Here is a 2,749-nt window from a genome sequence, read left to right on the forward strand (position 1 = left end):
GCCGCGTTCGCGGCCGTCGAGTCGACGGCGCCGCTCACCAGGTCGAGCAACGCGCGGGATACCCCGCCGAGGCCGACTCCGCTGGCCCGCACGACACCGGTGATCTCGGCCAGGGCCTCCTCCGCCGTGCAGCGTCGGATACCCATCAGGGCCCCGATGGCCTGGTCGATTTCGCGTCGGGACCGGTGTTGGGCGGGGTGGTAACTGTGCGAATGGATCATCATCAGTCCTCGAGGTTTGTTTTGCGACTGGGTGTTCGACGTCAGTGTGTGTGGACGAAGCTCCACGGCGGCAGCGGATCGGCATAGTCGACCCAGCGCCGCGGGCCTGCGGCCAGTTCGGTGTCGGTCAGCAACGCCGACCGCATCAACCCGAGTACCCGTTGGTGGTCCAGCCTTACGCCGATGAACACGATTTCCTGGCCGGGCGGGAAGTCGGCGGTGGACCAAGCAATGTCGTCTTCCCCGCTCCGAGGAAGCCGGACAGCACGGTGACGGGGATCAGGTGAGAGTTGGGTGGCCGCATGGTCCTTAATGATAATCATTTTCATTAAGAACGTAAAGCGTTTCAGCGCTGCAGGTTTCGGCACCTCGGACAGACGCCGTAGATATCCACGTAGTGGGTGACGTCGCTGTAGTGGTATTCGCTGCTCAGTCTGCGGGTGTGTTCTTCGATGTCGACGGGCGTAAACGCCACTGCCCTGCCGCACTGCCGGCAGAGCAGATAGTGCCGATGGTCCGTGCCGTTGCGGAGCCGATAGAGGATCTCGCCGTCCTCGGCGCGCTGGGTTTCGGCGATCCGATCCGCGGCAAGCGCGCGCAAGATGCGGTAAACGCTGGTGAGGCCGATCCGCTGGTCTTGGCGCCGGCAGATGTCCTGGTACACCTGCTGAGCGCTGCGAAAGTTCTCCTGCTCTCGCAAGACCTCCAGGACGGTCCGCTGCTTGACGGTCGAACGTCGTCGCCGGGTTTCAGCGGGTTCGTCCGGCTGGCAAGACACGAACGCTCCTTTCGCCGGTGCCGGTCAGGTCGTCGAGGTCGCCGAGATCCGTTCCGTAGCCGGCACCACCGCGGGTGCGGCAACCCGCGACTCGTCCACGGCTTGCGCGGTGGCCCCTCGGCGGTGGTTGCCGGCCCAGACGACCGCCCAGACGGCGCAGGCGATGGCGACGATGGGAAAGCTCGGCGGCAGATTGAACATGGCGGACGCGCCCAGTCCGAGCAGCACCGCGCTCAGGCTGATCGCCGTCGAGGTGATCATGGCCAGGGCCGGCCGGGGCGTCAGCATGATCGCGGTCGCGGCGGGGGTGACGAGCAGCGCGAACAACAGCAGGGTTCCGACGGCCTGCACGGCCATGGTGACCGTCAGCCCCAACAGCGCCATGAAGATCATCGAAAGTGCGCGTACGGGAACGCCTTTCGCCTCGGCGACCAGAGCGTTGACGGAGGCGAACAGCAGCGGTCGGTAGATCAGGCTGATGACCAGCCCCAGCAGCACGAGCAGGACCGCGAAGCTGGCCAGCTGATAACCGGAGATGGCCAGCAGGTTGCCGAACAGCACGTTGGTCATCGTGGACGAGCTTTTGGTGGCCTGCGAATTGAAGAACAGTCCGAGGCCGATCGCCGCCGCCAGCACCGTCCCGGTAACCACCTCACGATCGGCCGCACGCTTGCCCAGCACGCCGATCACCAGCGCCCCGCCGACACAGAACACGCCGAGCCCGACTGCCACCGGAACGCCCAACAGGACCGCGCCGGTCGCGCCCGGCAGGCCGATGTGGGCCAGCGCGTGGGTGGCGAACGCGGTCTGCCGGACCACGACGAAGTAACCGATCAACCCCGCGGCCAGCGCGACGATGGTGCCGCCGATCAGAGCGTTGGTCATGAACCCCGACTTCATGATCAACAACCAATTGGCTTGGTAATTCAGGGCTAAGTGGTGCGTCGTCACAGCGTGCTCCTCGTGTACGGCTTTCCGTCCGGGGTGAATTCCACCCGGATGGGCGTCTCGTAGAGCGTGGTCAGCAACGCGTCGTCCATCACGTCGCCGATCGGGGCGTAGTGCGGCTGTCCGTCGAGCAGGTAGATCGCGCTGTCGAGGATGGGCAGCAGCGGGTTGAGGTCGTGAGCGACCACCAGGATGGTGACGCCGAGGTCGGCGTGCAGCCGGGAAAGCAATGCGACGATGTCGCGCTGGCTGCGCAGATCCAACGACGCCAGCGGTTCGTCGAGGATCAGCAGTTGCGGCTGCGAGACGAGTGCCGCACCGATCGCGATCCGCTGGCGTTGCCCGCCTGACAGCGTCGAGAGCCGCCGCTCGGCCAGATCCGTCGCCTCGACCGCGGCCAGCGCCTCGGCGACCCGCCTCTTCTCCTCCGCGGTGCTACGCCCGAATGCCCAATGCCGACCGGTGAGTCCAAGCAGCACCACATCGGTGGCGCGGATGGCCTCCCCCGAGCCGGCGGCGTATTGCTGCGGCACGTAGCCGATTCCGTCGTTGGCGCGGCCGGGGCGGCGGCCGAACACCTCGAGCCGGCCGGCAGCAGTCGGGATCAGGCCCAGGACCATGTGCAGCAGCGTCGTCTTGCCGGACCCGTTGGGGCCGATGACGGCGACGATGCCGCCGGCGGGCACCCGGAAGTTTGCGTTCGCCCAGACCAACCGGCCGTCGCGCACCGCGCTGACGTCGTCGAACGTCAGGACCGGGGGAGTGGCGGAAAGTTCAGACAGGGACACCGAGCGCCTTTCCC

The 2,749-nt window shown here is 66.7% G+C and carries 5 protein-coding genes and 1 pseudogene; all 6 read right to left on the reverse strand.

The genetic code is table 11. The features are described from left to right. Positions 1 to 221: ANTAR domain-containing protein (locus tag JOZ00_RS19030; protein WP_293346369.1), on the reverse strand; the 221-nt coding region annotated here is incomplete at its 3' end. A 41-nt stretch (positions 222 to 262) separates the two neighbouring features. After that, positions 263 to 427 (reverse strand): annotated as a pseudogene (locus JOZ00_RS19035) (GTP-binding protein); the annotation flags it as partial. Beyond that, positions 397 to 525 carry a GTP-binding protein gene (locus JOZ00_RS27715; protein WP_366022364.1) on the reverse strand — a complete coding sequence of 43 codons (129 nt, stop codon included), beginning with the start codon at positions 523 to 525 and terminating at the stop codon, positions 397 to 399. The gene JOZ00_RS27715 and the pseudogene JOZ00_RS19035, both read right to left, overlap by 31 nt. 42 nt (positions 526 to 567) lie before the next feature. Further along, positions 568 to 930, reverse strand: a complete 363-nt coding sequence (locus tag JOZ00_RS19045; RefSeq protein ID WP_366022366.1) for a transcriptional repressor — start codon at positions 928 to 930, stop codon at positions 568 to 570. Positions 931 to 1,023: 93 nt separating this feature from the next. After that, positions 1,024 to 1,884 carry a metal ABC transporter permease gene (locus tag JOZ00_RS19050; protein ID WP_293346373.1) on the reverse strand — a complete coding sequence of 287 codons (861 nt, stop codon included), beginning with the start codon at positions 1,882 to 1,884 and terminating at the stop codon, positions 1,024 to 1,026. 62 nt (positions 1,885 to 1,946) lie between these two features. Continuing rightward, positions 1,947 to 2,735, reverse strand: a complete 789-nt coding sequence (locus tag JOZ00_RS19055; protein ID WP_293346375.1) for an ATP-binding cassette domain-containing protein — start codon at positions 2,733 to 2,735, stop codon at positions 1,947 to 1,949. Positions 2,736 to 2,749: the final 14 nt, after the last annotated feature.

It is taken from the genome of Mycobacterium sp. (assembly GCF_019243155.1).
In the GTDB taxonomy this organism is placed as follows: Bacteria; Actinomycetota; Actinomycetes; order Mycobacteriales; family Mycobacteriaceae; genus Mycobacterium.

Bases quoted from the DNA above. Each gene is read 5' to 3' on its own strand.
- JOZ00_RS27715 (WP_366022364.1), bottom strand. From the start codon at position 525: ATGCGGCCACCCAACTCTCACCTGATCCCCGTCACCGTGCTGTCCGGC.
- JOZ00_RS19050 (WP_293346373.1), bottom strand. From the start codon at position 1,884: ATGACCAACGCTCTGATCGGCGGCACCATCGTCGCGCTGGCCGCGGGG.